Genomic DNA, 21,203 nt, shown 5'->3' with positions numbered 1-21,203 from the left:
GCTTCGCATCGCGGGTCGCTGCGTCATGGTGACACCCTGCAGACCGCCGTTGGAGGTACGGCTCGCAACGCGCCTCCAACGGCAGCACCACTTGGGTCAGCCCAGTGTCTAGATCTCCCGCGAGGCGGCCCCCGATGCGAGCGTGCGAGCTTTCAGTGCGAGATGCTGCACGCGAGCGCTCATGCCTTTCCAAGTCCTGTCGCGTATGAAGATGGAGTCGATCGCAACCATTGTCAGCGAGAACCACGGCAGGCCCATGAGGACTGCGATTCCAATATGGAAACTCAAGATTCCAATGAGGCCGATTATTCGTGTAGGCCGAGTGAGGAGGAGGAACACAAAAGCGAACTGGATAATTATGGAACCCCAGGTGGCGACGGCCACCATCGGCCCCCAACTGGTCACGAAATCAGACAGTACGGGCCAGGTGCCGAAGCGCTCAGTCTGGAGCGGATTGTAGACGGCGTAGCCGCCCGACCACGGCGCCCCTCCTGCCTTATACAGCGCTCCGGACGCGTAGACAAAGCATACCTGTGCGGTGAGCGCCACAAGCCCGAGATTGTGAAGAAGGTTTCCCAGTTGACCGGGTACGGATTGGTCAGCGGAACTTTTTTGCTTGTCTCGTCGCTTTGCGTCAAAAGACCATCGACGAGAGGTATCCATGAACAGCATGATGAGGACGGCGATGCGGAACATGTTGTCACCTTGGTCGCCCAGCATGTCATTTGCTTCGATGAACGAAACCCACATCACCAAGAAGGCTGGCAGGACAATCCGTGTCCGCCAGCCTACGATCACGAGCACTGCGAGCGCGATGAGAGCAATGTAGAGCAAGGAATACGTGTAGTCATTTGTAATCGCGCGGTGAAAGAGGCTGAAGAGCCAGATCTTGGGAAAATCGCTCTTGGGCTCGATAACTTCACCGTTCCACACCGACCCGGAGCCGAAGCTATACAGTCGCGTCGAATAGTTCGAGAGCAATAGTCCAAGCGCGGAGAGGCCCAAGAGCATGCGAGTAACTGCGATGCCGTATAACGCTTTACGGGAATCGAGCAGCCACGAGTCGAGTGCACTGGCGATGGAGACGACGACCGTCTTTGCGATCCCAACGAGGTGTGAGAACAACAGTTTGAGGAAGATCCAGGCCGTGCGGATGGGACGATTCGTCTGAGGGAGATGTTGCTTCGTCATTACTTCGTGCCCTCTTGCTGAATCTTCTCGTACTGGCGAACGAATACGTCCTCAAACGCTGCGCTGTTCTGCCCGTCTCGGACCACAGTTCCTCGCCAACCGGTTGTCACGTGCTGTACCGGGGGCCGCTCCGCTTCAGGGTCGTGACGCTTCGCAAACGGGACAATGTTCTGCCTCGTGACCTGGTACTGCACTCGCACGACGTTTTCTTGGCCCCACATCGCGAACGCGACCTGGGAGGAATAAGCGAGGGCCTGTGCTTCTGCTTTGACATAGGCGTCGACAAGTTCCGGCTGGCCGTACCCTTTCATCTTCTGTTCGAGACGCGACTGCCAATCCTCGTCGAAGTAATTGAGACCCGCAATAACTCTGTGGTCGTCGGTGAGTTTGTCGAAGGATCCCTTGAGCTGACTCGCGACCTCGTATGCCCCAAGACCCGCGCGCGGGGGGAACAGATTGTACTGGATCATGGAGAGTTCCACTTCTGTCGCATCTACCCACTCGGTCACTTGTTCCTCGCCAGAAGCGTTAGTGACGGCACGGACCTTGATTCGGTAATCACCATTGATCGGTTCGGGCGCGAAGACGCTCCAGGACTGACCGAACATCGGGAGCATGTAGCCCGAGAGCATTTTGGCTGGGACAACTTCCCGCAAGGGCGAAGGCGGAGCAATCCAGAGAAATGAGGCAAATATATGCCAGGCGACGAAGAGCGAGAATGCGATCATTGCTCCTCGAACTACGGGAGGTCTCCGCTTCAAACGGCTTTCAGTCATCTGACTTCTTTCGAAAAAACAGCGTGCTGTCCAAGCAATCGCTTAGACAGCACGCTGTGATCAGTTGGTCACAGTGGGCGGTGAGCTTGCCGCTAGGTTGAACTGTACGCCCAACCTAGCGGCAAGCTCTTTCGCAAATTGTCAGGAGCGCGCCGAGAATCGCGAGCTCGAACGCAGTGCGACTGCGGTCCCGCCAGCGACGATCAACAACAATCCGACACCTGCGAAGAGCCACACGTTGGCGTCTGAACCGCTGTTTGCAAGAGCAGGCTTGCCACTTGCGTTACCGTTGCCGGCGGAGCTTGCAGAAGCGTTTGCAGAGGCGCTCGCCTTCGCAGCAGCCGAAGCCGCCGCCGAAGCATTCGCATTCGCCGCAGCCGAAGCATCAGCATCCTGCGCAGCATCAGCGGTCGAATCAGCCGAAGCACTCGACGCAGCAGCTGCCGACGCATTCGCATCAGCATCCACATCCTGCGACGCATCCGCCGAAGCATCAGCAGTCGCAGCAGCCGAAGCTGCAGCAGTCGCATCCGCATCAGCAGCAGCCGACGCCGTCGAGTTCGCATCCGCATCAGCCGCAGCCTGCGCCGCCGCCTGAGCCGAAGCATTGCTCTCATCATCAGCATTCGCCGACGCAGCAGCCGTCGCCGAAGCGTTCACGTTTCCGCTGTCATCAGCAGCGCCCTCGACGTTTCGACCAGAGTCAGCCTCACCGTTGTTGTCGGCATCAGCATCAGCATTGCTGCTGGCGCTCGCACTGGCATCCGCGGCAGCGGCTGCTTCCGTAGAAGCATCCGTTGATGCGTCAGCTTCAGCCGCCGCCTGAGCCGCAGCCGACGCCGAGGCATCAGCATCCGTCGAAGCGTCAGCCTCCGCAGCAGCCGAAGCCGCCGCCGAAGCATTCGCATTCGCCGCAGCCGAAGCATCAGCATCCTGCGCAGCATCAGCGGTCGAATCAGCCGAAGCACTCGACGCAGCAGCTGCCGACGCATTCGCATCAGCATCCACATCCTGCGACGCATCCGCCGAAGCATCAGCAGTCGCAGCAGCCGAAGCTGCAGCAGTCGCATCCGCATCAGCAGCAGCCGACGCCGTCGAGTTCGCATCCGCATCAGCCGCAGCCTGCGCCGCCGCCTGAGCCGAAGCATTGCTCTCATCATCAGCATTCGCCGACGCAGCAGCCGAAGCCGAAGCATTCACATTGCCATCAACATCAGCATCCGCACTCGCATCTGCAACGGCGTCAGCATTCGCAGCAACCGAAGCTCCTGCATCAGCATCCGCATCCGCGTTCGCAGCTGCATCCGCAGAAGCATCCGTCGAAGCGTCAGCCTCCGCAGCAGCCGAAGCCGCCGCCGAAGCATTCGCATTCGCCGCAGCCGAAGCATCAGCATCCTGCGCAGCATCAGCGGTCGAATCAGCCGAAGCACTCGACGCAGCAGCTGCCGACGCATTCGCATCAGCATCCACATCCTGCGACGCATCCGCCGAAGCATCAGCAGTCGCAGCAGCCGAAGCTGCAGCAGTCGCATCCGCATCAGCAGCAGCCGACGCCGTCGAGTTCGCATCCGCATCAGCCGCAGCCTGCGCCGCCGCCTGAGCCGAAGCATTGCTCTCATCATCAGCATTCGCCGACGCAGCAGCCGAAGCCGAAGCATTCACATTGCCATCAACATCAGCATCCGCACTCGCATCTGCAACGGCGTCAGCATTCGCAGCAACCGAAGCTCCTGCATCAGCATCCGCATCCGCGTTCGCAGCTGCATCCGCAGAAGCATCCGTCGAAGCGTCAGCCTCCGCAGCAGCCGAAGCCGCCGCCGAAGCATTCGCATTCGCCGCAGCCGAAGCATCAGCATCCTGCGCAGCATCAGCGGTCGAATCAGCCGAAGCACTCGACGCAGCAGCTGCCGACGCATTCGCATCAGCATCCACATCCTGCGACGCATCCGCCGAAGCATCAGCAGTCGCAGCAGCCGAAGCTGCAGCAGTCGCATCCGCATCAGCAGCAGCCGACGCCGTCGAGTTCGCATCCGCATCAGCCGCAGCCTGCGCCGCCGCCTGAGCCGAAGCATTGCTCTCATCATCAGCATTCGCCGACGCAGCAGCCGAAGCCGAAGCATTCACATTGCCATCAACATCAGCATCCGCACTCGCATCTGCAACGGCGTCAGCATTCGCAGCAACCGAAGCTCCTGCATCAGCATCCGCATCCGCGTTCGCAGCTGCATCCGCAGAAGCATCCGTCGAAGCGTCAGCCTCCGCAGCAGCCGAAGCCGCCGCCGAAGCATTCGCATTCGCCGCAGCCGAAGCATCAGCATCCTGCGCAGCATCAGCGGTCGAATCAGCCGAAGCACTCGACGCAGCAGCTGCCGACGCATTCGCATCAGCATCCACATCCTGCGACGCATCCGCCGAAGCATCAGCAGTCGCAGCAGCCGAAGCTGCAGCAGTCGCATCCGCATCAGCAGCAGCCGACGCCGTCGAGTTCGCATCCGCATCAGCCGCAGCCTGCGCCGCCGCCTGAGCCGAAGCATTGCTCTCATCATCAGCATTCGCCGACGCAGCAGCCGAAGCCGAAGCATTCACATTGCCATTGTCATCTTCCACGGCAGCGCGCACGGTCGACGACGCGAGCGAGAGCTTCGCGATGCCTTCACCGCCAGCTGCCGGGAGAAGGCCGAGCGAGATCGCGCGCACGGTGAAGCTACCTACACCGAGATCACCATCTCCGTTCACCGGAACGGCAGTTGGCTGTTCGTTGATGCGCAGCGTCACGAGCTGGTCGAGTACTCCCCGGAGGACTGGCTCCAGCGGATCCGTCACGGCCTTCACAACCGGGTTGATCACGTTGCCGAGTCCGGCGGATACCGTATTGAGCACACCTTGAATAGTCGGGCCGGTAACCGTTGTAATCGTGTTGAGAACGATCGTTAGCACGGGATTGAGTAGCGCGCCGACGTCGACGAGTCCTGCAATCTTCAGCGTGGTCGTCAGCTTGGGCGGAGTCGGGTCGGTTCCGGCGAACTGAGCCAAGGTCCCAGCCACCTTCACGCCGCCGTCTGCCAAGCAAAGCACAGCACAGGCCTCAACCTGAACGTCAAGGCTGACTGCGAGGTTGTTGAGTACCGAGTTCAGGATCGTCGTCACCTTCGTGGTGATCCCAGCGAGCGATTCCGTGATGCCGGTGGTAACGGCTTGCACGAATTCTGCCGATACTACGTTGTAGTTTGCAGGAAGGGAGTTGACGTCCGAGCCATCGGCTTCCTTGATCAGCTTGGCGACGTCGAGAGTGACCTCGCCGGTGCCGAGATCGATCGAGACTGAGCCGCTGTTGTTCGCAATCGGCGTGCTAATCAGCTGCTCGACGACGCTTGCTCCGACAGTATCTATTCCATCGATAGCAACGGTCGCAGCGCCGACCTTGATCTTCGCCACTCCCAGGTCGAACCCGTTCAGCGCGTCTTTCAAGGTGGTGAGGAGCTTATTAAGGGCACCGTCACTTTCAACGAGGTCGTTGACGGGCTGCACCGCGGTCTGAACGACACCACCGAGGTTCGTTGCAATGGTCCCCACAAGCGGGCTGCGCACTGTGATGTTCGCGCCCGCGAGAACGTACTCGCTGGTCACTACGTCGCTTGCGCTCTCTGCTGACGTTGCAAGACTGCCAAGCTCGACACGAGCCTGATCAAGGACAGAGTCGGTCAGACCGCTGACATTAAGCTGGTCGAGCAAATCAGTGAGATCCACGTAGGCCGGGTCAGTGCCCACCCCTGTGTTCGGGCTCACTGCAATGGATCCGCCAGAACCGAGCACGCCCGAAGAGGCTTTAGAGCTCGCGTCTGACAGCGACTCGCTGTAGCTGCTCGCCGCTCCCAATTCACCGAGGTGGATGAGCCCCTGCCCTTGTGCATTCTTCAGCAGCGGTAGCTGAAGACCATCTCCCAACCTGATGGTCTCATTGCCGAGGACACCCAGATCGAGCTGTCCAGTATCCGGGCCGGGCTTCGCCGGGAAGCTGGTTTGGGTGAAGCCGAGCGAGGCGAGATCAAGGTCGAGCAGATCAAGGTTGATGAGCTGTCCTTGGCCGGCAGATCGCGCCGTCGGATCGGCATCGGCAGCGAAAGCTGCCTGAGACATGAAGAGCGCGGGCGCTATGACGACGGCTGCTGCCGTGCCAAGCGCAATACTCCGCGTCCCTTCTCTTCGGCGCCTCGCCGGAGGGATGAGTTTTCTCATGTTCGACCTTCTATCTTTGACGTCAATGTAAAAGGATGGAGGATCTTCTTCAAAAGTTTTCGCGAAGATTCCGCCCAGTTTGGTCACTGGCAGAACATAGACGAACCCCCCCGATGAGACTAACCTCTGGGACCAGATCTCTCAAGCAACTTTTCCCCGGACATCGGCCCGGCCATCCGGAGGACTCGTACAACCTTTTCCGAATCTGTTGTCAAAAACGCGAGCACGTGCTGGTAGCCAGCCTGTGTTCCTAACGACCGCCTCATCTGGGTATCTAGCTCGGGTCCCGGCGCGCGCAGAACTTGGCCAGGAACGACTGCGCGGATCGCTGTGCGTGTCTGCATGGCGGATTCCAGCGAACCTGCCACAATTCAAGTCGGTCCGAGCCGTTTGTTCACGTGAGCTCACGAGCTTCAGTGGCCCCGTTTACCTCGTGAACTGCGATGGTTTCCGACCGCCCGCCGCGTCGCGCGGGGTGGTCGAGACGACACACCAACGACACAGGCGGGGTACCGGACCCAACGTCCGGTACCCCGCCTGTGTCGTTGGAAGGCGCTGTCAACTGCGGCTTAGGTGCGGCGAGCGCGCTCGCGACAGTTCCATGGCCACGGTTAAGAAGACAAAAACCGAGGTTTACGCGTTCGCTGCCCGCACGCCGCCGAGCAGCCGCAACGGGTTCTCCCTGGTGAGCTGGTCAACAACCGTCTCAGCAACCCCCGAGGCTCGGAGCAGGTCACAAAACCCCGCGATTGCCCACGAGTAGGCGAGTCCGCCACGGATCCTCAGGTCGGTCATGTGACAGCGGTCACTCGAGATGAGGAGGGAGTCCGCCCAGCCCTCGTCAATGAGCCGCACAAGCATCTCCACACGCAAGCCGTCAGGCATGAGGTGTTCACGCCCGCACGTGTCGAACTGCAGATAGACGCCCCTGTCCAGCAACCCCGTGAGGTAGGCGTGGTCAAGGAAGGTATCGACGTGCCCGATCGCGATGCGGCGCGGATCGACCCCTTCTTCTTCGAGAATGCTCAACTGGTCAACCCCGGTCGGATACATGAACGCGTGCGTCGTCACCGCTGCACCCGTCGCGTTCGAGGCGCGGCCCGCCGCGCGAAGCACCCGCTCTTCTGCTGGCGAGAGCGTGCCGCCGTGTGTGCCGATCTCGCCGATCACGCCAGCGCGAATCCGCGTCCCGTCTGCGGCGAGAACGCCTTCCTCGATCTCCCGAATCATCAGGGCCGCGTGCTGCTCGGCCGAGACCTCGTAGACCTCTTTGGGGTAGTACGGTTCGAGGTACCAGCCAGTACCCATCACCACGTGCGTGGCTGATTCTTGCGAGATGCGGCGCAGACCCTCGGGGTCACGCCCCAGGTCGCGAAGCGTCACTTCGACGATGGCGTGCTGTCTGCCCGGGGCTGGCGGCACGTCTTCGTTCAGATATCCGAGCTCACGTGCAGCAAGCGCCGGATTGTTGAAGATGTGGTTGCGGTCTCCGGTCACCGGGCTGAAATCACAGAGCAGATGTTCATGCGGCAGCACCCGGTCGACACCGTCAACATGCACGTCGCCCAAGACGGTCCTGAGGTTCACCATCGTTCCTTTCGCCTAGACGTTCACGTGTGCGGACGCTGCAACGCGCAGCACCCGGTCGAGCCCGCCGTCGAGCGAGACAGCGACGCTCGTTCGCGGGTTCACAACTTGGCAGACCTTGACGTTCAAAAGCAGCCCGACCGAGAGGTACGCCTCGTCCTTGCCAATGTCCGCCTGATCGGCGACCCTGGCCACACAGTACGCGGTTGCTTCCTGCAGCGCCTCCTCAACGGAGGCGCCGACGCCGATCACCCAGAGACGTCCGTCGATGTCTTCGACGGTCGGCAGGATCGATCCGACTCCCACCAGCCGGTTCAGCCGCAGCGAGACCGAGGCACCCGTTTCTGCGCCGGTTCCGCAGACCTCGCCGTCGCCGATCGTCGCGTGCACATCACCAATGAAGAAGCCGCCGCCCGGCACGGACGCGGTGATCCACACTTTCGCGCCGACCCCAACCGCACTGAAGTCAATGTTGCCGCCGTAGTGTCCAAGTGTGCGCGCCGGCTCGACCGAGTCGGTGAGCAGCCCGAGCGCGCCCACGTGTGCTTTCGGCTGCGCTGCGGCGAGCACCGGGGTCCCCGGTCCGCCCGGCCGGAGCTCGAGCGTGGCGGTGTCGACGGCCATCACCGCGAACCGATCCTGCCCGAGGAGCCCGAGGCCCGGCCTGGTCCACGTGTGCGCGAGTGGGTCAAGATCCATGTCAAGAATCTCAATCTCGACAACATCTCCCGGTTCAACGCCGACGACTTCGACCGGACCGACCACCGGGAAAAACTTGCTGGCGTCGAGGTCGCCGTAGTCCACGTCGGCGCGGATCTGGCCACCGGAAGAGTCGAGCGTGTGCACGGTGAACTCGCGCCCCGGCACGACCGACCCGGTCATCGTCGCGTCGGGAGCGAGTTCGTACATGCGCCCGTAGGGGCCGAGGTCTTGCGTGTCCGCGGTCATTTCACAATCTCGCTGTTGATCTCAACCTGGGCAAGGCGACTGTTGTCAGAAACGTTCCATTTATCCATCACATCGTCGTACGCGCCCGTGTCGATGAGGTGCTGAATAGCCGCCGCGATGGCGTCACGCAACTCAACATTGTCTTTGTGGAAGGCCCACCCGTAGTTGTTGCTGAGGTAGCCTTCGCCGGGAACCACCTCAATATCGCGGGCGGTGCCCTGCTCGATGCCAAACTCGGTGACAATTGGGTTTGCGATGGTCGCCACAGCGCGCCCGGTCGACAGCCACAGTAGCTGGTCGGCCGTCGTCGGCGCGATCAGCACGTTGATGGGATTGCCCCCGCACTTGGGCTGGAACTCCTCGAAGAGCTCCACCATCATGCTGCCTTCGAGCGTCGAAACGTTCTTACCGCACAGGTCTGGCAGGTCCTTGATGCCAAGCGGGTTGCCCTTCGCAACGACGATGTTGTTCGCCGAGATGAGGTTGTCTACGAAATCGATCTGTTCGCGGCGCTGCTCCGTGTCCCACATCGCCTCGCTCATCATGTCGTAGCGTTTCGTCGCGACGCCCGTGATCAGACCACCGAAGTCTGCGCGCGCCCATTCGAGATTCACGCCGAGCACCGCGGCCACTTCAGCAGCGAGGTCAGGGTTGATGCCGACGATGTTGTCGTCATCGTCGGTGAACTCGTACGGCGCCTGCGACGGGTCGGTCACGACCTTGATGGTGTTCGAGCCCAGGATGGCGTCTGGCAGCATCTCGCGGATCTCTTCGACGACGGCCGCCGAATCAACCGGAGCCTCTTCGGTGTCTGCGGGCGCGCCAGCCGGCGCGCAGGCCGAGAGCGCGAGGCTCGCGACCATCAGCGCCGGGATAGCGACGTTCAAGGAGGTTGTGTGTCGTTTCATGGGGTGTGCTTTCTCGTTCGGTTCAAGATCCGCCCCGCCGTTGGGGCGGATCGGTGGTGCGATGCGCTGGGGCGCGCGTCAGATGACGCGGCTCAAGAAGCGCTGGGTTCGTTCGTGCGTGGGATTGTCGAGCACTTGCTCAGGCGGGCCGATCTCTTGGATCACGCCGTCTTCGAGGAATGCGACCTGGTCGCACACTTCGCGCGCGAACCCGATCTCGTGAGTGACGACGATCATCGTCATTCCCTCGCGAGCAAGGGTGCGCATGACCTCGAGCACTTCGCCGACCGTCTCAGGATCGAGCGCCGAGGTCGGCTCGTCGAAGAGCATGAGGGTCGGTTCCATCGCAAGCGCCCGCGCAATCGCGACGCGTTGCTGTTGGCCGCCCGACAGCGAGTCAGGGTAGGCGTCGCGCTTGTCGGCGAGGCCTACCTTGCTCAGCAGTTCGAGAGCGCGTTCCTCAACGATTCGCTTGTCCTGCTTCAGCACTTGCACCGGGGCGATCATGATGTTTTCGAGCACAGTGAGGTGGCCGAACAGGTTGAACCCTTGGAAGACCATTCCGAGCTTTGCGCGCCGCTTCGCAACGATGCGCGGCTTGAGCTCGTACGCCTTGGTTCCCTCACGCCGGTAGGCGACGCGTTCGCCGTCGACGAGGATATCGCCGGAGTCGAACGTCTCGAGGTCGTTGATGCACCGCAGAAACGTGCTCTTGCCCGAGCCGGATGGCCCGATAAGTGCGGTCACCGTTCCCCGCTGCACTTCGATGCTCACGCCGCGAAGCACCTCATTGCCGCCAAAGCTCTTGCGCACCTCGACGGCCTGCACCATCGGACGTTCTGTGTTCGTTGTCGAGTCTGTCGAGGTCATCGCTGTGCTCCCGTCTGGGTGAGGCGCTTGAACAGACCTCTATGAGCGCCGCGCGCTGGGGTATTGCCACTGCGTCCGGCGTATTTCTTTTCGAGTTGGTTTTGCAACAGCGTGGCGACTGTCGTCAGTAGGAGATACCAAGCGCAGGCGACGATCAGCAGTTCGATCACGTAGTAGTTGCGCGAGTAGATCATCTGAGCGTTGGTGAGCAGATCACGAGCCGAGATCACTGAGACGAGTGAGGTGACCTTCAACATCGCGATCGCCTGGTTACCCGTTGGCGGGATCACCATGCGCATCGTCTGCGGGAGGATGATCTTCGTCATCATCTCCAGCGGCGTGAAACCGAGCGCAATGGCTGCCTCGCGTTGCCCCTTCGGCACACCGAGGATGCCGCCACGAATGATCTCGGCCATGTAGGCACCCTCGTTCAAGCTCAATCCGATGAGCGCAGCAATAAACGGTGTAATGAGCGCATTGGTATCCCAGCTCACGAACCCCAGATTGATCGTAGGGAAGAGAAAGGCAAGGTTGAACCAGAAGATCAGCTGGATGAGCTGCGGCGTGCCACGGAAGAACCAAAGGTACAGGTCAGCAAGGACAGTCAGCACTTTGTTATCGGAGAGCTTCATCAGCGCAAGCACGATGCCAAGCACGATGCCGATGATGACCGCGAGAACGGTCAACTGGACGGTCAAGATGACGCCTTCAATGATCACCGGAGCGAATAGGTACTGGCCTACGACCCTCCAGTCGAGGTTCTTGCTCGTGACGAGGGCGAAGATGAGACCGCCGACAAGCAGCACGGCGACCGCCGCGATCACCATTCGCCCATAGCGTTTCAGAGGAACAATCTCGAGTGGGGTGATGTCCGCTGCAGTTCCAGCGGCCGCTGGAGAGCGGGGAGGGGATGTGGTTTTCACTCGGCCACCTTTCGGTCGAGCCCGGCCCGGGCTTCGTCTACGTTGACGCACCTGCGCTTCCTGGAGAGCTTGCTCCGGGGACCGCAAGGTCGATGAATTCACTGTAAATGAAATTCAGTAGTTCTACAAGTAGGTTGAAGCAACAATCGCGCCTCGCCGGAAAACCTGGCGCAATTGCGCCATTCCCACCAGCCCAGGAGCCAAAAAGGACATCGGCCCACTTCAATCTACTTTTATTAACGCTAAATCTCAGGTACAGACATAGCGCCCCAAAACCTGTAACATCCGAAGGGATGAGTACTCAAAAACGCAATTCTGGAGACGAAGACGCTCAGCTGGGCGCGCGAATCCGAGAGATACGAAAGCTGCGGCGGCTGTCGCTAACCCAGCTTGGTGAGATGTCGGGCGTCAGCGCGAGTTTTCTTAGCCAGCTCGAGCGAGGAACATGCCGCGCGAGCTTCGGAACCCTGCGAGACGTGACCGAGGCCCTTGGCACGACCCTCGCAGAGTTGTTCAACTCCGATCAACCGCCTGGCCCGCGCATCGTCAGGCATGGGGAACGCCCTCAGTTGATCCACGGCGGCGCCCGCAAATACATGCTGAGCCCGCGCCCGCTGTCTCATATCGAGATGTTCGCCGGCGAGTTCGACCCCGGCGAATCAACAGGTAACGAGCCCTACAACCACGGTGACTCTCAGGAATTCCTGACCGTAATTCGCGGCTCGGTCGACGTACAGGTTGATGGCAGGTCACACTTGCTCGACGCCGGGGACACGATCGAGTACCGCAGCTCGCAGCTCCACCGCACGGTCAACGTCGGCGACGGAGTCGCAGAGGTGCACTGGATCGTCAGCCCCGTCACCGTGCCAAGCACGACCGGATCGTCCGAAGGAACCAACGATGACTAGCACTCGCGACACCCTCGCTCTCGCGCTCGGGGCGACCGACGGCCCGAACTCCCCCACCATGGCACAGTGCGTGAGCGCGAACGGCCTGATCTTCACCTCCGGTCACACGAGCCTGACGCTCGGCAAGGTGGGTGCAGAGGTGACTGTCAAGCAGGGCGCCGAGGCCGCACGCGAAGCGGCGCTGCGACTGCTCCACTCGGTGCGCGAGCACCATGGCACCCTCGACGGGCTCCAGCTCGTGCAGCTGAACGTGTGCGTGAACACCACCCCAGATTTCACGCAGCACGGCGACGTCGCCGAGGGCGCGAGCGGCCTCCTGCGCGAGGTCTTCGGCGACACAGCGCTTCCGACCCGGAAGGCGCTTGGCATGGCGTCACTTCCCCGCGGCGTTGCCGTCGAGATCGACGCGGTGTTTTCTGACGTGGCCAGCTCGTAGTAACCACCCGCCTCGATGGCAAGCTAGTCCGTCACCCGCCGACCGTGCGAGAGGCACCGGGAAGTTCCGGGGGGACCGCTCAGGCGAGCGCAATGGCGAGGAGAACAATGCCGGCCACTGCGGCAAGGATCCCGGTCCCGATGAGCACCGTGCCGTCTAAGCGCAGCTGCGCAGGTTGCGAACGCGCGGGGTTTGCCGGGTCGTAGGCCACCTGGCACAACCCACTGTGCGGCGGGCGCCAGAACACTTTCACCCGGGTGGTACCCTCGCGCCAGGAACCGTCGGGCGTGCGATATTGATAGCGCTGCGGCGCGTGACGCAGGGCCGGGCCGATCCACTCGCCCCGCACCGTCGGCCACTGCCTCGGCACGGCTCGGCAAAGGCGAATCCCTGCCAGCACAACGAAGCCCGCGACGACAACGAGCATGATGCACGCGATGAACACGAGCCCCTTCCACAGCCCGGAAATTTTCCAGAGCACTTTCTTTGTGCCTAAAGGTACTGCACTTCGAAGCGTTCATAGCCGCTGAGATGAATCGCGTGCATTCCACCTACAACCCGCAGCGGAATCATGTAGAGGCCGAAGTCACCCGTGATCACGAAGAAGTCATCGATCTCGCTCGGATCATATGTCTTCCTCTGGCCTCTTGAATTTGAAAGATAAGCTTTCCAGGTCTCGCCGACTCTAACTGTTGTAGTTTTTACCTGAATCCTGCGGGTCTCAGCCCCTCGCGTCACGAGCAAGTCGAATCGACTCGGTTCAAGCGGCCAGGAGACATCCCAGCCGCACAGCGTGAACCATGCAGCGGCAATCATCGGACCAGCACGGTCTAAGCGCGAGAGGTTGGGCCACAGATTGCTGACGTCACCCGCCTCCTTCCGCGCAGCAAAGTGTCGTGAGTCAATCCGCAATCTCGCTGCATGGCCGGGCAATGTCGAAGCCGATACTGCCCCATCCAGGCCAAGTTTCTTATAGACCTCGTCCCACGAGTGCGAGGCGCGCACCGCAGCACGCAGCCCGGCCTCAGTCCACCCCCGTTGACCGGAGAAGTGCGCATAATCGAGAGCCAAGTCGTCTGCCCTCGCCCGAGCATGACGTATTGCACCAGACGAGGAATCAAGCAATCCGAGCTTTCTGAGAACTCCACGCCACGAGCTGGCCTTCGCAATGGCCGTTGCGAGTTCAGCGTCTGAGTACCTCGAAGATCGAGCCATGTTGAGACTGTAGTCGGCACATACGACATCGGCCGGCGCCACAAGCCCGACGCCCAGAAGAGCGAACGACTAAGGCCTGATCAAATTCAATTTGATCAGGCCTTTTCTGTCGGGCTGACAGGATTTGAACCTGCGACCCCCTGACCCCCAGTCAGGTGCGCTACCAAGCTGCGCCACAACCCGTTGTTTAGTTATTTTGGGCTGACGAGAGGCCAATGCACTTGACCCCCAGGCGTCCGAATGACTCAGACGTCACCAAAACCCGCGTGATTCCGCGAACCAGATCATGCAGAGCACGTCATGAAATGCGTGAATTGCATGATTCTGGTCCCCTTCTGGTCCCCTGCAGCGGGTGACATTTAGGAGGCTGTGTCCGGCGCCACCGAGACCTGAGTGATCCCGCGGGTGCGCTGAGCTACACGTGCTTTCGAATCCAATCCCAGGTGTCTTTCGTCAGCCAGCCCTGACGATCTTGGCCCGAGATGTCGACGACAAACAGCCAGCCACTGTCGTCCATCGCGCCTCGTAGATGGGTATAGACGGCGTCCGCCGACGTGTTGGAGACGACGATCCATGTCGACTTCATCAAGTTCGCCCATGTCCCGTAGGACTTGATGCGTTCTATCAGAGACTCATAATCCTGGCCCGGTGCGTTCAGGTCATAGGTGATCAGATATGCGCTCATGCGCTTTCTCCTTCCGAAACGTGCTCAACGCCCGTGCTTAGTTGGCTACCTGCTGGGCTCTCAACAACGGTTTCGGGCTCGCTGACGATGGCCGGCGTTGCCGGGACTTTTCCGAGGCTGGGCGCGGGAATGGTCGGCTCGGTCGAGGCTTTACGCTTTCCGAGGTAGGCAAGTGACCGAAGAGCGGTGTGAAGATCCTCTATGTCTTCGATGGCCTCACGCGGGTCCTCGTCCAGATGGAACCGAGGTCGCCACGAGCGCATTTCAGCACGGACGTCTTCCGCTTCCTCAGAGTTATCGAGTTGCCCTGAGATCTCCTCGATGAGCAACAGCACATGTTCTCGCGTGGCCGTCGAGACATGCTCTCGCGTGAAACGATCTCGCGCACGGTTGATGCGACTGGAAATCCGTTCGACACTCTCAGCGCGGACAGCTTTTCGTTGCCTGACACCGAGGGCTTCGAATAGCTGACGGAAGTTCTTGGCTAGGGTTTGGCGATCCTGCTCTCGCGTGGCGGCGCTTGCAAGTTCGGCGAGGACGCTCCGAGCGAAGCCGATCTTGTTCAGTTCGAATTTCTCCTGGACTGTGAGCTTGCGGATCATTTGCTCCAGAGCGTCAATCGAGCCCTTCGCTCCTGCAGTCGGCAACTCCCCTCCCGAGCCCTCACCGAACACCGTCTTGGCGCTCAGCCCGAGCTTCGGGATGTCTATATCGGGGACGAACTCGGCGCAGTAGCTGCTTGCAGCTGCGATCGCGATGCCGATCGGTATGAGGTCCTCAATGGCGACCCTGCCGTGCGGGTTGTCGGTTGTGACGCCATCGAGTTCTGCGTCGGAAAGCTGAAGCACAAGGTCGTCGGCGATGAGCGGCTTGCGCCGAGCACCGCCCTTACGGATTGTTGCCCGAGCTTCGTTGCCTGCCCTATCGCCGTCCAGGAGCGCGATCACTGCCGGCTGTTCAATGTCACGCCCTCTGGCGAGATAGATCAGATACGGCACTTGACTGACACCCCCAGCAGGGACGAGCGTGATGCGGTTGAGGTCGAGCCTTTCCCGGTCGGGGGCGTTCTGGTGACCCAGCCAGCTTGAGATGCCAGCGAGCAGAATCTGATCAGACGGACCCTCCAGCATCAGGTTGCAGGTACCGATGAAGGCTGTCTCACCGACGAAGCTCCCGAACGCAGATCTGAGTGGCTCATAGTGGTTCTGTGCGACGCTTGCGACGATGCGTGTCCCCTCGTCGTGTTCACCTTTCTCGAGTACCCGAATACGCTCGGCGTGGTTCTTGTCAATCAGGAAGGGTGAGTGGGTGACGTAGAGGACCTGAACTGGAGCGCGGGCCTCGTCTTCGGGATCAGCGAAGTCTGCGAACACTCTCAAGAGATCCTGTTGACCGGAACTCGATAGGAAGCGGTCAGGCTCGTCCATCAGCAGAATTTCCGGTCGTCCGTCGCTGGGAGCTTCGTGGGCGAGGTACTGCACGAAGTAGCTCAGGAAGTACTTGAGACCATCGCTTCTCTCGTCGAATCCGTAGGAGCGCCCGGTCCGATCCCGGATCATGAAGACCAAGTCGTATTCGAAGAGCGCGACGAACAACTCGAACTGACTGTCTTGCGTCCACCAGTGCGGGAAGTTGAGTGCCTTCGACAGCTCACTGTTGATCGTGTCGACGATGCTGTTCGCGTATCCGTTCTTGGTGCGAACTGCGTTCTGCAACTCCGCGAACTGGGAACGGTCAAGGCCTGCGACCTTGAGCAACAGATCAGCAGCGAGATGGTACTTCTTTAGTTCCTCTTCGTCGATTGATGTCGAGGTCTTGAAGGAAGTCGAGATCTCATTCGCCTGGCTAACAACGGAGTCTTTCGAGTCGAACCAGTTGGAGTTGCTCGTGAAGGCGTCCCAGATGCTGCGCAGCACGCTGCGTCCGACAGCTGCCGTCGTTTTTCCTGTGGCCAGGAACTCCAGGGGGACGCTATCTGGTAGGGGCACGTCGGCGTCTATGTTGAATGGCGCTGGAAGTCCAGCTTCGTTCAAGAGCGTCGGCTTCTTGACATGACTGGGTTCCAGCCACCGATCCCCGCGATAAGCATAAAGACGAAGCTGCGGTGTCGTGTTCATGCGGAAGATGGCGACACGATCAGTTCCGCTGAGTCCTGTCTCGCCAGTCGCTTCCTCGATCGCCTTGATGTCTGCATCACTGATGTCTCGAAACTCGGCTCCGAACTCTGGACGAATGAGCGTCTTGTCTACGGAGAAGAAAGGCGAGTAACGGCAGAAGTCACTTCTCTCGTATCCTTCGCCGGTAAGCGCAGCGCGCACGGCGGCGAGTACCTGGCTCTTGCCTGACTCATTGCCGCCGACGACAGTAGTGATCTGGTCTTCCAGGCGCAGCCGCACGAACGGGTACTGCGCTCCGGAAGGTGTGCTGTCCCAGGGGTCAGGGCTATAGTTCGGATTCGACAGTCGAACGTAGTCATAGTTCAGGGAGCGGAAGAATCTTGCATAAACGGCAGTGAGCTTCATTGCGTCAGCCTTTCGGGGTATGAGTCGGGATGTGATGAGGTGCCTTAGCCCTCGAAGCGGTCGCCCTTACGGCGGTTGCACGGGCGGCAGAGTGCTTGGAGGTTGTCGAAACTGTCTGTCCCTCCCCACGACCACGGGACGACGTGGTCGAGTTCAAGGTCGCCAAGAGTGCCGACGTGTCCACAGTGATTGCAGGTATAGCTGTCACGGCGCATAACGGCGAGGCGGATGTGGACGTCATGCCGGACCCGCCGCGCTTCTGTCGACGTTCATGTCCTCCATCCGGGGCGGCTTCCTCTGCAATACAGGGGCCGTCGGCTTCTCCCGGTTGTCGGCTAGCAGGAGACTGAGGGGTCTCGTGATTGCCCATGCAAGCGTCGGCGTGACGCGGTCTGAGTCGTCGAAGACGACGCAGAGTTGCCCGCGCCGTGTGCCAGTGTCCTTGAGTAGAGACTCGCGCGTGCCGACCATAGCTTCGGCCAACTTGTCAAACGTCGCCGCGACATCGAAACCGACTGATTCCGAGAGCTCAACCGAGGTGGTCTTGGCAACGTTGGACTGCGCTCCAGCCTTGCGGACCGCGGTGCGTAGCTCCATGACGGATTGGGTTTTGAATCGTTCGGCGGGATGTACGCCGATTCGGAGTCGACCGATCACGTCTTCCAGCACTGGATCGGAGTCGTGGCGGTCCCAGCCTCGTACTTCGCGTTCGCCGTTGGCCCATGCGATGTCGGCCGCACTAATCGCGAGGCCGGGTCCTTCAAGACGGCTGATGTAGGCGACACCATCTGAAACGGCCCCAGCAGGGGTACGACCGTGGACAACGCGAGCTGCCGTGCCGATTGCGAGTGAGTATGCGCCCATGTCTACTCGTCCTGGAGTCGGCGCAACGGTCGAGGTGAGGCCCAGGGATGCCTTCGGCAGGAGCCTGGCCTCTTCACGATTCCAGAGCGCAAATCCGGGCCGGCGCTCTGCGCGACCGATCGCCCAGCGGTTGCGGTAGTACTCGCCGATCCGTTCCGTAGGCAGGTCGAAAGGTTCGATCTCGTTGGTCTCGCCGCGGAGGTAGGCGTCCCACCCGACCGCTGTCGGGGCGAGAAACACTTCGCGCTTGATGTTGTGTTGCAGGTTCTCTGCCGGGATCTCCAACTGCGTGAGTGCTGTGCGGATGATCCGGAAGCGCCAGTTGGGGCCGCTTCCGTACATGGTCGACCCGACCTTTGCTTTGGGGTCGTCGAGCACGACGTCGCGGACGTAGTCGCGCAGTTCCACGAAGAGTTCGTCAGAGAACTGGAAGTGACCGTACCCCTTGGTGAAGCCAACCGAGCGGAACATTAGCGCACCGTCAAGAGTGATGCGGTTGTAGACAGATGACCGGCCGAGTGCTGAGGACGTCGTGATGAGGACGGGTGTGGGATCTTTGATCTGCTTCCGAATGCCGGTTTCTTGCCCGTCGTACTTGTGGAAGAGGAAGTCGCGGGTCTCATTTGAGATCGTCAATAGTGCGGCGAGTTTCCCTCCCAGTAGCTGCCGGTAGGGCTCAACGGCACCGAGAACGAATGCGTCGTACACGTTGTAGAGCCGGTTGTTTCGCTGCTCGGTATTCCATCCGATGGCTGTGTCCCGGGCGGATTGCGCGATAACTGGGTCCCCCAAGGCAAATATCGCGATGAGCTTGCCGTTCTGCCGGTCCCTCACGAGGAAGCGGGTGCGGCGCCCGTACCCGTTTGAGACCGGCACTGACCACTGCAGAGAGGCGTACTTAAACACGTCCACGTCTTGCGGCGTTCGCACAGGGATAACAACCGGATCGATCCGAGCGGGATCGATCTCGTCACCATTAGCGAAGTTCTGCATGAGATCGTCTTCGCGACCAAGCAGCCACTTTCGAGCTGACTGCAAGCGAGCGCCGCGCTGGCTGCCATGCGCCTTTCGGAACTCTTCCTTCGCCATGTTCGGATCCAGGGTCTCGGCCACCTTGATCCGCCCCTGCACCATCGCTAGTTCGTCAAGCACTCGGTGCTTGAGTTCTTCGGCATAGGACGGTGGGTAGGCGAGTCGGGGCTGCGCCGGGCGGCTAGCGCCGCCCGGCGTTGCTTCCGTCATCTACTTGGCCTCGTCTTCCGACTCGAAGTCGTCAGCGAACTCGTCGTCATCAGCGAACTCGTCCTCAACCCAAGCGGCCGGATCGTCCTCCTCGACATCCTCTCGGGAGGCGGCGTTGTTGAACACGGCCGGGTGCAGGTCGAACGCGGTGGACAACTGCCGCGACCACGCACGCCGCTCCGCGCGGTAGAAGATCTTCTGGTCCCCCGTCGCGTCGAGTTCATTGGTCGCGAGCACCCAGAGCATCAGTTCAAGTCCGGAGCGCAATTCTGCCTGGTCCTCGTTCAGCTTGCTGTACAACTCGCGGTACCAGGCGTGGGCCTGGTTGACGCGAAGCACGGTCTGGCTGCCGACCATGAGCGGCGTGTAGAACGGGTCGTCCTCGGCGTCGGTGCTGAACTCCACCTTGTACGGCTTCTCGCGGTGCTTGCGCTCCTGAGCCTTCGCGACCTCTGTCTCGTCGACGCCGGTTTCCTTCGCGAGGCGCTTAACGGTGTCGTCGAAGTTGCGCTGAGCTTCCTCCTGCGACTCCTTGCTCGCCTTGCGGGTGCGCTTGACCTCCTTCTCGACCGCCTTGGCGATGGTGGCCTCGGACGCCCGGGTCCCCTCCCCGTCGTTGGCAGCGGCGTCTCGCTCGGCCTTTCCTTGCTTACGCTGCAGGTCGACCTGAGCAACGAGAGCGCGGTGGGCGCGGATCACTCCGGCTGCGTCGAGCATCCGTTCTACGCGCTCGTCGAAGATGATCGTCTGCTTGTCCGGGGTGACACCGAAGAGTTCGTCGAGTTCCGGCGGGAAGTCGAGAGCAACGCCAACCTGACGTGCGTACACACTCCAGGTGAGGATGTCCGGCTTGGCGGTCTCGATGAAGCGACCATTGCGAGTCACGAAGAAGCCGTTGTAGGCCTTTCGGATGCGCTGGCGAACCTTCGGCGGCTTGCCCTTCCCGCCGGTGTGAACGACGGCATCGTGCGCGGCTGCACTCAGGAACGAAAAGCGGACAGTCACGGTGTGCTCGTTGCCGTCCGAGTCCTTTGCTGTGAAGCGGATCGGGCTGTGCGACTCGGCGTTGGGGAAGCCGGGGATCTCGTAGTAGCGGTAGCCCGGCGTGGTGAACAGCACGTCGACCGGCTCAACAGACTCGCCGTCGACGTAGAGCTTGCATACGTCCAGCCAGCCCGCGTAGGTGATACCCAACTGCTCGCGGAAACGCCCGGAGGACTGCTGCTTATTAGCCCATGCAAGTCGATCCAGGGTGCTCCAGATCACGACAGTGCGGACGACGTCCACTCCACCACTGACTTTGCCAGAGTTGATGTAGTCGGCGATCCAGTCCGGGAGATCCGCCTGGCCTACCTTCGGCAGTTGAACGACTTCGCCCTTCATCGCGAGGTTATCCAGGTCGACGGTCACCTTGGAGAACGACTCGTCGGTCTCGGTGCGGGAGTAGACGCTGAACTTGCGGCCGCGGTTGACGGAGGCGCTGGGCAGGCCGAAGCCGAAACGTCCGAAGACGTTCCGCTTGCCCTCGTTCGAGGACCCACCCCACTTGACCGCGTGCGGGAGGAAGGTCGGATCGATGCCTGCGGCGTCGTCAATGAAGGCGATCTCGGTGATCTTCGCGCCTTCGGTGCGGTACGCGAGGTGAACCTGGGAGGCTCCGGCCTCGATAGCGTTGTCAATGATGTCACCGGCAGCGTGCGCTTCGTCGGCGTAGCGGACAGAGCGCATCGACTGGGCGAGCATCTTCTCGTCCACCAGTCCTGCCGTACCGCCGATCTGGGCGGCGGCCTTCTGGTCTTCGAGGTGACGCTTCTTGACGTACTCGCGCTGGCTCGCCAGATGCTCTGCTGCGGTGTTCAGGGGCTGCTTCATGATGTGTTCCTTTTCTCTCT

At 61.0% G+C, this 21,203-nt stretch carries 17 protein-coding genes and 1 tRNA gene; 2 read left to right on the top strand and 16 right to left on the bottom strand.

All coding sequences use genetic code 11. The annotated features are described in order from the left end of the window. Positions 1–108 precede the first annotated feature (108 nt). The 8 genes from BJ960_RS02980 to BJ960_RS02945 form a co-directional block, all read right to left on the bottom strand. Positions 109–1,191, bottom strand: coding sequence for an HTTM domain-containing protein (locus BJ960_RS02980; protein ID WP_185986195.1), 1,083 nt, complete (start codon positions 1,189–1,191; stop codon positions 109–111). After that, entirely contained in the window at positions 1,191–1,919 is a 729-nt protein-coding gene (locus BJ960_RS02975; protein WP_237463615.1) for a DUF5819 family protein, read from the bottom strand. Before BJ960_RS02975 ends, BJ960_RS02980 begins: the two co-directional genes overlap by 1 nt. A 189-nt stretch (positions 1,920–2,108) precedes the next feature. Then, positions 2,109–6,104 (bottom strand): choice-of-anchor G family protein, encoded by a 3,996-nt coding sequence (locus BJ960_RS02970; RefSeq protein WP_185986193.1) that lies wholly within the window; start codon positions 6,102–6,104, stop codon positions 2,109–2,111. A 732-nt stretch (positions 6,105–6,836) separates the two neighbouring features. Next, entirely contained in the window at positions 6,837–7,790 is a 954-nt protein-coding gene (locus BJ960_RS02965; protein WP_185986192.1) for a phosphotriesterase family protein, read from the bottom strand. 15 nt (positions 7,791–7,805) lie between these two features. After that, on the bottom strand, positions 7,806–8,738 hold the full coding sequence (locus tag BJ960_RS02960; RefSeq protein ID WP_185986191.1) for an acetamidase/formamidase family protein: 933 nt from the start codon (positions 8,736–8,738) through the stop codon (positions 7,806–7,808). Continuing rightward, entirely contained in the window at positions 8,735–9,646 is a 912-nt protein-coding gene (locus BJ960_RS02955) for an ABC transporter substrate-binding protein (RefSeq protein ID WP_185986190.1), read from the bottom strand. The genes BJ960_RS02960 and BJ960_RS02955 overlap by 4 nt, the downstream gene beginning before the upstream one ends. Positions 9,647–9,724: 78 nt before the next feature. Next, positions 9,725–10,516: an amino acid ABC transporter ATP-binding protein gene (locus tag BJ960_RS02950; RefSeq protein ID WP_272928800.1), complete on the bottom strand. Its 792-nt coding sequence runs from the start codon at positions 10,514–10,516 to the stop codon at positions 9,725–9,727. Next, positions 10,513–11,439, bottom strand: a complete 927-nt coding sequence (locus tag BJ960_RS02945) for an amino acid ABC transporter permease (RefSeq protein WP_202229172.1) — start codon at positions 11,437–11,439, stop codon at positions 10,513–10,515. Before BJ960_RS02945 ends, BJ960_RS02950 begins: the two co-directional genes overlap by 4 nt. Before the next feature lie 107 nt (positions 11,440–11,546). Here BJ960_RS02945 and BJ960_RS16965 point away from each other — a divergent pair, with 107 nt between their 5' ends. Continuing rightward, positions 11,547–12,347: a helix-turn-helix domain-containing protein gene (locus tag BJ960_RS16965; RefSeq protein WP_307814652.1), complete on the top strand. Its 801-nt coding sequence runs from the start codon at positions 11,547–11,549 to the stop codon at positions 12,345–12,347. Continuing rightward, positions 12,340–12,783: a RidA family protein gene (locus tag BJ960_RS02935; RefSeq protein WP_185986188.1), complete on the top strand. Its 444-nt coding sequence runs from the start codon at positions 12,340–12,342 to the stop codon at positions 12,781–12,783. Before BJ960_RS16965 ends, BJ960_RS02935 begins: the two co-directional genes overlap by 8 nt. A 79-nt stretch (positions 12,784–12,862) precedes the next feature. Here BJ960_RS02935 and BJ960_RS02930 read toward each other — a convergent pair whose 3' ends face one another. The 8 genes from BJ960_RS02930 to BJ960_RS02895 all read right to left on the bottom strand — a co-directional run bounded on the left by BJ960_RS02930 (position 12,863) and on the right by BJ960_RS02895 (position 21,183). Further along, entirely contained in the window at positions 12,863–13,264 is a 402-nt protein-coding gene (locus tag BJ960_RS02930; protein ID WP_185986187.1) for a DUF3592 domain-containing protein, read from the bottom strand. Positions 13,265–13,275: 11 nt separating this feature from the next. Then, the gene (locus BJ960_RS02925; protein WP_185986186.1) at positions 13,276–13,854 is read right to left on the bottom strand and encodes a group I intron-associated PD-(D/E)XK endonuclease; all 579 of its coding nucleotides are present in this window, start codon (positions 13,852–13,854) and stop codon (positions 13,276–13,278) included. Positions 13,855–14,107: 253 nt separating this feature from the next. Next, positions 14,108–14,181: transfer RNA gene (locus tag BJ960_RS02920), tRNA-Pro, on the bottom strand. Positions 14,182–14,413: 232 nt separating this feature from the next. Beyond that, on the bottom strand, positions 14,414–14,683 hold the full coding sequence (locus BJ960_RS02915; RefSeq protein ID WP_185986185.1) for a hypothetical protein: 270 nt from the start codon (positions 14,681–14,683) through the stop codon (positions 14,414–14,416). Further along, complete coding sequence (locus BJ960_RS02910) at positions 14,680–17,205, bottom strand: AAA family ATPase (protein WP_185986184.1); 2,526 nt, start codon at positions 17,203–17,205, stop codon at positions 14,680–14,682. The genes BJ960_RS02915 and BJ960_RS02910 overlap by 4 nt, the downstream gene beginning before the upstream one ends. Before the next feature lie 44 nt (positions 17,206–17,249). Continuing rightward, positions 17,250–17,420: an HNH endonuclease gene (locus BJ960_RS17340; RefSeq protein WP_185986183.1), complete on the bottom strand. Its 171-nt coding sequence runs from the start codon at positions 17,418–17,420 to the stop codon at positions 17,250–17,252. Positions 17,421–17,442: 22 nt separating this feature from the next. Next, positions 17,443–19,311, bottom strand: coding sequence for a Druantia anti-phage system protein DruA (locus BJ960_RS02900; RefSeq protein WP_185986182.1), 1,869 nt, complete (start codon positions 19,309–19,311; stop codon positions 17,443–17,445). After that, on the bottom strand, positions 19,312–21,183 hold the full coding sequence (locus BJ960_RS02895; protein WP_185986181.1) for an ATP-binding protein: 1,872 nt from the start codon (positions 21,181–21,183) through the stop codon (positions 19,312–19,314). Between the last annotated feature and the right edge of the window lie 20 nt (positions 21,184–21,203).

The organism is Leucobacter aridicollis (assembly GCF_013409595.1).
GTDB classification, from domain to species: domain Bacteria; phylum Actinomycetota; class Actinomycetes; order Actinomycetales; family Microbacteriaceae; genus Leucobacter; species Leucobacter aridicollis.
The sequence above is the reverse complement of the archived record's forward strand: the minus strand, read 5'-3'. Positions and strand labels throughout refer to the sequence as shown.

Coding starts and splice junctions, on each gene's coding strand:
- BJ960_RS02980 (WP_185986195.1), bottom strand. CDS start 1,191: ATGACGAAGCAACATCTCCCTCAGACGAATCGTCCCATCCGCACGGCC.
- BJ960_RS02975 (WP_237463615.1), bottom strand. CDS start 1,919: ATGATCGCATTCTCGCTCTTCGTCGCCTGGCATATATTTGCCTCATTT.
- BJ960_RS02970 (WP_185986193.1), bottom strand. CDS start 6,104: ATGTCTCAGGCAGCTTTCGCTGCCGATGCCGATCCGACGGCGCGATCT.
- BJ960_RS02960 (WP_185986191.1), bottom strand. CDS start 8,738: ATGACCGCGGACACGCAAGACCTCGGCCCCTACGGGCGCATGTACGAA.
- BJ960_RS02955 (WP_185986190.1), bottom strand. CDS start 9,646: ATGAAACGACACACAACCTCCTTGAACGTCGCTATCCCGGCGCTGATG.
- BJ960_RS02950 (WP_272928800.1), bottom strand. CDS start 10,516: ATGACCTCGACAGACTCGACAACGAACACAGAACGTCCGATGGTGCAG.
- BJ960_RS16965 (WP_307814652.1), top strand. CDS start 11,547: ATGAAATTCAGTAGTTCTACAAGTAGGTTGAAGCAACAATCGCGCCTC.
- BJ960_RS02935 (WP_185986188.1), top strand. CDS start 12,340: ATGACTAGCACTCGCGACACCCTCGCTCTCGCGCTCGGGGCGACCGAC.
- BJ960_RS02915 (WP_185986185.1), bottom strand. CDS start 14,683: ATGAGCGCATATCTGATCACCTATGACCTGAACGCACCGGGCCAGGAT.
- BJ960_RS02910 (WP_185986184.1), bottom strand. CDS start 17,205: ATGAAGCTCACTGCCGTTTATGCAAGATTCTTCCGCTCCCTGAACTAT.
- BJ960_RS17340 (WP_185986183.1), bottom strand. CDS start 17,420: ATGCGCCGTGACAGCTATACCTGCAATCACTGTGGACACGTCGGCACT.
- BJ960_RS02900 (WP_185986182.1), bottom strand. CDS start 19,311: ATGACGGAAGCAACGCCGGGCGGCGCTAGCCGCCCGGCGCAGCCCCGA.
- BJ960_RS02895 (WP_185986181.1), bottom strand. CDS start 21,183: ATGAAGCAGCCCCTGAACACCGCAGCAGAGCATCTGGCGAGCCAGCGC.